Genomic DNA, 7,551 nt, shown 5'->3' on the forward strand with positions numbered 1-7,551 from the left:
CGTCATCGGTCAACGCCAGCTCGGCCATCGGCCGCCCCATCTTCGCCATGAAGACAGTCTACTTATTCAACGAATCTACGACGCAGGACACTAGCCGGATCGGTCATCGACGGCCGTTCCGGTCGCTGCACGGCCCTGGAGGGACACTACCGGGCGGGGACGGCTGCTGCGGTTGCGGTATTTCGCTGCTGTACAGCAGGATCCCGGCGGGGGTGACTATGGAACGGCATCTGTTGGTGCGGCTGCTGGCCGGTGACGACGGGGCATCCGCGGCTGCCCTGGCTGCCCTCCTCAGCGGCGCTACCTACGTTGTGTGGGATGGGGCTTCTCCCGCCGAGTCCGCATGCCCAGCCCTATGCGCGCCGACTTCGCCACACGCGGCGGAAGGGCATCGAGACTTTGGGACTGGAACGAGCGGTGCAGCTCCTCGGCCGACATGACCAGCCGGTGCGCCTTGGGCAGGTCACAGCTGCCGATGGGGCATGGGTCTTCATGTTCTTCCTCACCGAAGACGGCGGCGCACTGGTGGCCTGCACTGGCGTACGGCAGGCGGGCGAGTAATCACCGCTTTGGGAGATCAGTGCTGCGCCTGGGCGTTGAGCTGGCGATCTCCTGACCTGGGGATACTCGATTGCATAACTTTGGTTGTCCGTCGTTCCCCGTGCTTCTCCACTCGGTCTGGCACGACTGTGGCACAGAGCCCTGCCGCCGGGTATCCTGCGGCGACCAAAATCAGGGGTGCCGGTGTTCAGATTTCGCCGTAGGTCGAAAACGGCGCGGCAGCCATGGATTGAGCGCGTCTTGCAGCAGAAAATCGAGCAAGCTGATCCGGAGCGCGCGCGTGGGTTGTCCCTGCCTGCCGAGGTCCAGACCGAGGCCCTTCGCTTGCTGCAAGCTGATAACAGACTTGAGGCCATCAGGATGATCAGGGAGGCGGGTAACTATGGGCTGGCGGATGCCACGCACATTGCCGCTGCCCTGCACGGTCGTCACAATGCAGATGGACCGGAGTGCCAGGATCAGCAATGAGCTCGCCGTCGAGATCAGGAAGAAACTTCCCGGCCGGGTCGACTCCGTACTCCGGTCCCATGAACAGCACCGTCACCGACCACAGGACCGAGGTGGTCATCGACCCAGAGGATCTTCCACAGCTGGCCGATGAGCGGCGAGGTCGCCATGATCAGCAGGTTGCTTGAGCTGGGACGAGCACCGATCCGCCTCGAGTGATCTGGCAGGTACCTCAAGCACTTCCACCATGCTCGCGCACCGCGATCCGGGCCAGCTTCGTCAGCATCATGCCGTTTCGGACCGCAACGACGTAATCCACGGGGAGTCCGTGCATCCGGGTGCCGGGGCCCCGGAGGGGGTGCCAGTCGAGGGTGAACAGGGTGTTCTCGCCCCAGGGGACCAAGTTCATGGCGATGCGGGCTGCACCGAAGGGATCTGCCTTCGCTTCCAGTTCCAGGCGGTGTTGCGGTTCGCAGATGCGGACGACGCAGGTGTCGTCGAGGGTCAGGGGGCCAGCGCCGACTCGGACTTTCAGTCGGGCGCCCACTTCTGGCCACTGCGGGTCCGCGGCAAGGACCTGCTGGGTTCCTGTCACCCACTCCCCGTAACGGTGGCCATTGGACAGCAGGCGCCAAACCTCGGACGGTGAGCTCAGGATCAGACGGCGGTTCCGGGCCACGCTGATCACGCTCCTTCCGGAGAATGGGGACATAGGAGGCGCCGCCGTTCATTTACGGCCGCCCATGGGCTCGCCCCTCCAGCCTCATCCGATCGCTCCTTCATGCACAGCCCGACAGGTCCAGACGGGTGGGTCAACCTGCTCTTTTACACAAGTACAGGCACACGGGCTGAGGCCCCCACGGTTGGCGGACCGGCTTTGGGCTGGAGCTGCCATGAGGCGAGAGATCGGGGCCAGCACGCCGGCTGCGGATCGGACTGACTCCTCGCCTCTTCGCAATTGCCCGATGTGGGCCCGCCCTTCGAGGCTCCCTGGTAGCTGTCTGAAGCCGTGGAGCCGATGCCGCTCCCCCGCCGGAGTCGCGGAGGAACGATCAAGGCCCAGGCTGCCGGCTTACTACCGGTGACCTGGGCATTTGCCGTCCTTCCTACTGGTGGGCGTGGACGGTTTCGAACCGCCGACATCTGCTTTGTAAGTTCGATACGCCCTATCTGCCGACAGCCTGAGCGCGGTCGTTCGGCCGCTGATCGGTGCTCGTTCAGCCCTGCCTGTGGACGTTCGCGAAATTCCCCAGCCGGAAGTTGACGATCTTCCCCAGGGGATCCCGGAGGCTGTTCCGTCGTCACAGGTTCATGGAGTGGCGCACAGCTTGAAAGCCGTCCGCCAGCCCGTCGGGCCCAGGGCCGGGCGGGCCGTCAAGGATGGGCGCAGCTCGTCGGTGGTGATACCCCTACGCTCAGGGTGCGGTTAGCCCTGCCCGGCAGTCGGTGGCTGACTGGCTGCTCGCGAGATCGTCAACTTCATACATTTGTCCACATGTTGAAGCGGACAGCACACGCAGCCATCGCCATCGTTCTCGCCGCAGGCACCGTGGCCACCGCAGGCGCCGTTGACACCGCTGTCGCGGCGGACCGTGGTGACGCCTCGTTGGCATGGACCCGCAAGGGCGACGTACGCGGCACGGTGACCGACACCGTTCGTACCTTCCAGGGCATTCCCTACGATGCCTCTCCCACCGGCAAGCGCCGCTGGGCGCCCCCTGCGCCCGCCAAGAGGTGGCACGGTGTTCGGGACGCCACCGAGCCGGGCGCCGCCTGCCCCCAGACCGGCCTCATTCCGCCGGTCGGCCCCCGGTCCGACGACGAGGACTGCCTCTTCCTCAACGTCACAACTCCACGCGCCGCCTCCACCAGGCCCCGCCCCGTGATGGTGTATCTGCACGGCGGCGACCACACGGACGGCGAGGGCGCCATGTACGGTGCCCAGCGGCTGGCCTCCCAGGGCGATGTGATCGTGGTGACGGTCAACTACCGGCTCGCCGCTCTGGGCTACCTCGCCCATCCGGACCTGGAGAAGCGCGGTGAGTCAGGCAACTACGGCTTCCTCGACCAGCAGGCGGCCCTGCGCTGGGTGCAGCGCAATGCCACCGCCTTCGGCGGCGACCCGGACGACGTCACGCTCTTCGGTCAGTCCGCAGGCGGCTACAGCACCTGCGCCCATCTGGTCGCCCCGTCATCGGCCGGCCTCTTCGACCGGGTCATCCTGCAGAGCGCCCCGTGCACCGCCACCATGGGCCATCGGGACCGCAAGGACGCCCCTGCGGAGGGCGTGACGACCGCCGCCGAGATCGAGAGGGAGCACAGTCTGGACGACTGGCGTACCGCCTCCCCCGGGCAACTGATGAATCCCTTCGGTATGGGCCCCCAATACACGCCAGTCTACGGCGGCAAACTTCTGCCCCGCACCCCGCAGGAGGCGTTCGCCACCGGGCAGTTCAACAAGGTCCCGGTGCTGCAGGGCATCAACCGCTACGAGGAGCGGGGCAGGGTCTACGGCCTCGAGCTGGCTAAGAAGGCCGCCACCGGCGACCCGGACGCGCAGATCGACCAGGCCGACTACCACGCTCGCCTGGAGGAGGAGTTCGGCAAGGTGCAAGCCTCCGTCATCGCCGCCCGCTACCCCATCAGCGCATACGACAACTCACCGGCCCTTGCGCTCGCGGCGGCCCTGACCGACGGAAACTGGGCGCAGTACTCCGTCGACAACGGCCGGGCGCTGTCCGGCCACGTGCCCACGTACACCTACGATTTCGCCGACAGTGAGGTCCCCTGGTACTCGGATGCGAACTACCAGAAGCCCGATTTCGAGGTGGGAGCCGCGCATACCATTGAGCTCCCGTACCTCTTCGAGCTCGACGCCTACGAGTCGCTCACCCCGGCGCAGCAGGGCCTGTCCAACGCGATGATCCGCATCTGGACGGACTTCGCCCGTACGGGCGAGGCGGACTGGAAGCCCACCACCACAGCGGAACCGAACGCGCAGTCCCTCACCTCCGGGCCGGGCGGCATCCACCCAGTGGACTTCGCCGAGGACCACCGCTACGGCTTCTGGAAATCCCTGCGCTGACCGCCCGAGCCCTCCGGGGAGGTTCCGGAGGAGGCATCTGGCACGTGAGTGGCACGACGCCACTCCCCGAGGGATCGCGGAGGAAGAATCAGGGCCCAGGCTCCCGGCTTACCACCGGTGCCCTGGGCCTTTACCGTGCTCCCTTTCAGCCCCGATCTCCCGAAGTACAGCGGATTACGTGATGATGTGAGGCATCGGGATGTCGTGCGGCCGGCATGCTGCTTCTCGTGTCGCCCTTCATCGGTCAGGCGACCGACCGTTAGGCTCGCGTCGCCACAAAGGTCCCGATCTTCACGGAGGGCAGGACGACGGGGATCAATCGAGAGCGCCTCGTCAGAACGCTGACGTTCTGGCTGCGGCCTGCCTTCGCGTTGCGGGTCATCAACCGGTTTCAGAAGATCGTGGGTTTCGACCGCTCGATGGCCCTGGCGTCCAGCGCCTTGACGGCGTTGGTCCCGCTCTCCATCCTCCTTGGCGCTGTCTTGAGCAGCTTCGTGCACTACGACGTCGCAGAGCGGGTCATCAGGCGCTACAACCTCACCGGAGCAGGCGCCACGGCGGTCAGCTCACTGTTCTCTCCTACCGAAGCGACCAGCGCAAGCGTGGGCATCTTCGGGGTCGTGTTTCTGACGATCTCGGTGCTGAGTTTCGCGCGAGCCGTACAGCGACTCTTCGAACAGGCATGGGAACTCAAGCCCCTCAGTGTGCGCAACACGCGCAACGGCTTGTGGTGGATCCTCACTCTCGGTGGCTACGTAGCGGTCACCACGTTGCTCTCCGCGCTCATTGGCGGGGGCGCGCTGGGTCTGGCCGCCTCGGTGTGTGGGGTACTGGTGACCGCTGCATTCCTCGCCTGGAGCGGCCGGATCCTGTCGGCGAAGCGGATCAGCTGGCCGGACCTGCTTCCCTTCGGCGTCACCGGCGCCGTCCTGACGGCGGCCTATTCAGTGGGCGCAACCATCTACATGCCGCGTCTCTTCAACTCCTCCGCAGCACGCTACGGGGTGGTCGGTGCTGTCTTCGCGATGATCTCCGCCCTCTTCGCAGCCATGCTCGTCCTGGTTGCATCGGCGGCACTGGGACGAGAAGTACGAGACGAGCTCAGCCGGATCCGTCAGGGCCACCGCCCTTCCGACCATGAGGTCCGCCGGCAGTGGGACAGCGTGGTCGAGCAGACTCGAACACGGTGGCGCACGGCACGGGAACAGGTCTCTCATCATCGGATCAAGGGCTCGAACCATTGATGGGCACGGCCAGCCACCGCCCGACACGCTCGAAGGGTCCCTTGCTCCTACAGAAAGGGCGGCGGAACGGCTTTGGCCGGTGTCCAAGGTCACTTTCTCTCGCCCGGCGCCGCTTCACCCGCGGCCGTAGGTCCTCCCGAACGAAGCACGTGGCCTCCGCGGCAATCGCCAGAAGCATGACGGCGGCGACCACGCGCATTGAGCCATGGCCGGTGATTGCGACACCGAGGCACCACGCGAACGCAATGCTCCGCGCAAGCACGCTGAGCCCCCGACGTACGGCAGCCTGCATCTGGTGCTCGACTCCGTTCCGGATCTCGTCAGCCCAAGCTGGTGGAGTCTGCTCACGGGGGGGCGGAGGAGTCTCAATTGTCGAGTCACGAGACACTAAGGGTTGATCAGTAGCCGAAGAAGTGGCACGGGGGCCCCTCTATTTGGGCCGCTGCACGTTCCTCTGAGGCAAGGACGGCTTGGTGATCAATCTTTCGGCGCTGAACACGTAGGCTCATCCATCCTGTGAGAGCTGATGCGCTCAAGGTGGACAGCGCTGTCACCAGAGCGACCGCTGCTGGTGAGTTGGCAAGTGGCACGGCCTCAGGGTGGCGAACGGCCATGGGCGGTCGAGTCTCAACCACTGGGCCAGTGGTGGCCTCTTCGACCTACTGAGAATCCACCGGCCAGCCACGGGAGCTGCGCCCGTGGCCTCACCCCTCTAGACGGCGAGCAGCCCGGCGAGCGTCAAAGCCGCCACCGCAGAGCAGACCCGCAGCTTCCTCCAGCCCGGCCCGGAAGCCTGACGGGTCAGCTCCCAGATGCCCACCAGACCGCCACCAAGGCCCAGCACGCTCCGCAGCAGGAAAACGGTGGTGTGCACAGGGAGCCTCCAAGGACCTTCGAACGGACAGGAAGGCTACCCCTGGTGGCGGTCGCGTGGATGGCCAGGTCCCGTATGCGGATGCCTACCGAGCTGCGGCAGCGCTGACCTGCGGGAGAGCGGCTGAAACCGCCGCCCCATTCCCGGTGGGTCCTCGCTCGTCTCCGACTGAACGGGCACGCAGGGGCACGCTGCGCGGGGGATCTGGACAGAGCGGCTCTGCTCCGACATGCTGCATCGACGATCATGCGCAGCGACGGCTGCACGGTGCAGTGGGGTGGGGTTTGGTGAAGCGAGCACAGGCCGAGGCTTCGCCGCCGGAGCGCATCCGGTACCGGCTGACCTTTTTCCAGCGCGCGCTGCCCCTTCTGCCCGTTGCTGTCCTCAGTGTTGTCATCGAGATCACCGAGATCTTGGACTGGATGAGAGGGGATCCGTTCAGTCTTGGGGCTGCCAACCCGTTTTGGCTGTGGATCGCCATGACGTTGTTGGCAATGATCGTCTTTCCGCGCCACGGGATCACCCTCACGCCGTCGGCGGCCGTCGTGCACAATCTGCGCCGCCGGATCATCCCGTGGTCCGACGTGCAAGGCGTCCACACCGAGTCTTTCCTGGGGCAGCGGACCGTCGTGATCTATGAGGCCAGCGGTCGCCGTACCCGTCTGCGCGCGCCCACTACCGGGGTCCTCAGCTGGGATCGCGGGTTCGAGGAGAAATTCCGCACCATCGGACGATGGTGGCTGGCGCACCGCGGACCGGATTGGACTCCTGTCTCGTCACCGCGGACGCGGCGAGACGGTCAATCAACGTCCAATGGGAACCCTTTCGCGCCTCCCGCGTAGCCGGCAGTTGACGCCCACGCGGTCGGTGGAGTCCTGATGGTCGAGTCAAGGGCTTGGCGATTTTCGGCACGGGGAGGGGCCCGACGCTACTGCTGACGCCCCCTCCCACCCGGAGTCTCAGCGCCCCCGCCGGAGGCACGTCTTGTGCCTTCCGTTCTCCCCACGTCCAGGCTCTCTCGCTCTAGGTGTACTGACCTGTGAGGTTGGGGACGCGGCTGGTGGGTGGTTGGCCCTTGAGCGCGGTGTGTCCGCGGTGGTGATTGTAGGTGTGCAGCCAGACGGGGTAGGCGTCGCGTCGTTCCTGTTCGGTCCGGTAGGGCTCCGCGTAGGCCCATTCGTCGAGCAGGGTGCGGGTAGGGTCGGCCGAGCGGCGAGGTCCCTGCTGGACAGGGCCTTTTTTTCCGGCTCTCCTGCCGTATGAGTGGGTCACTCTGTGGCGGGTTGGCGGCCGGGGAGGGTGGGACGTTCTCCGGCGAGGGTGAGCATGACGAGGGCGAT

Annotated in this window: 6 protein-coding genes and 1 pseudogene; 3 read left to right on the forward strand and 4 right to left on the reverse strand. The window is 66.0% G+C overall.

Annotated elements, in window-relative coordinates:
• Positions 1-732 precede the first annotated feature (732 nt).
• Both ABZV38_RS38810 and ABZV38_RS38815 read right to left on the reverse strand, forming a co-directional pair.
• Positions 733-993 (reverse strand): hypothetical protein, encoded by a 261-nt coding sequence (locus tag ABZV38_RS38810; protein WP_356333482.1) that lies wholly within the window; start codon positions 991-993, stop codon positions 733-735.
• 247 nt (positions 994-1,240) lie between these two features.
• Complete coding sequence (locus ABZV38_RS38815) at positions 1,241-1,687, reverse strand: SRPBCC family protein (RefSeq protein WP_356333484.1); 447 nt, start codon at positions 1,685-1,687, stop codon at positions 1,241-1,243.
• Positions 1,688-2,503: 816 nt separating this feature from the next.
• Here ABZV38_RS38815 and ABZV38_RS38820 point away from each other — a divergent pair.
• Positions 2,504-4,093 (forward strand): carboxylesterase family protein, encoded by a 1,590-nt coding sequence (locus ABZV38_RS38820; RefSeq protein ID WP_356333486.1) that lies wholly within the window; start codon positions 2,504-2,506, stop codon positions 4,091-4,093.
• Positions 4,094-4,464: 371 nt separating this feature from the next.
• Positions 4,465-5,337 (forward strand): YhjD/YihY/BrkB family envelope integrity protein, encoded by an 873-nt coding sequence (locus ABZV38_RS38825; RefSeq protein ID WP_356333487.1) that lies wholly within the window; start codon positions 4,465-4,467, stop codon positions 5,335-5,337.
• 712 nt (positions 5,338-6,049) lie between these two features.
• On the opposite strand, the gene ABZV38_RS38830 is transcribed toward ABZV38_RS38825, so the two are convergent.
• Complete coding sequence (locus ABZV38_RS38830) at positions 6,050-6,211, reverse strand: hypothetical protein (RefSeq protein WP_356333490.1); 162 nt, start codon at positions 6,209-6,211, stop codon at positions 6,050-6,052.
• A 287-nt stretch (positions 6,212-6,498) separates the two neighbouring features.
• Between ABZV38_RS38830 and ABZV38_RS38835 the strand changes: the two genes are divergently transcribed.
• Positions 6,499-7,053, forward strand: a complete 555-nt coding sequence (locus ABZV38_RS38835) for a hypothetical protein (protein ID WP_356333492.1) — start codon at positions 6,499-6,501, stop codon at positions 7,051-7,053.
• A gap of 181 nt (positions 7,054-7,234) precedes the next feature.
• On the opposite strand, the pseudogene ABZV38_RS38840 reads toward ABZV38_RS38835, so the two are convergent.
• A pseudogene (locus tag ABZV38_RS38840) lies at positions 7,235-7,405 on the reverse strand (integrase core domain-containing protein); the annotation flags it as partial.
• Between the last annotated feature and the right edge of the window lie 146 nt (positions 7,406-7,551).

Origin of the sequence: Streptomyces sp. NPDC005181, assembly GCF_040608395.1 — a bacterium.
Lineage (GTDB): Bacteria > Actinomycetota > Actinomycetes > Streptomycetales > Streptomycetaceae > Streptomyces.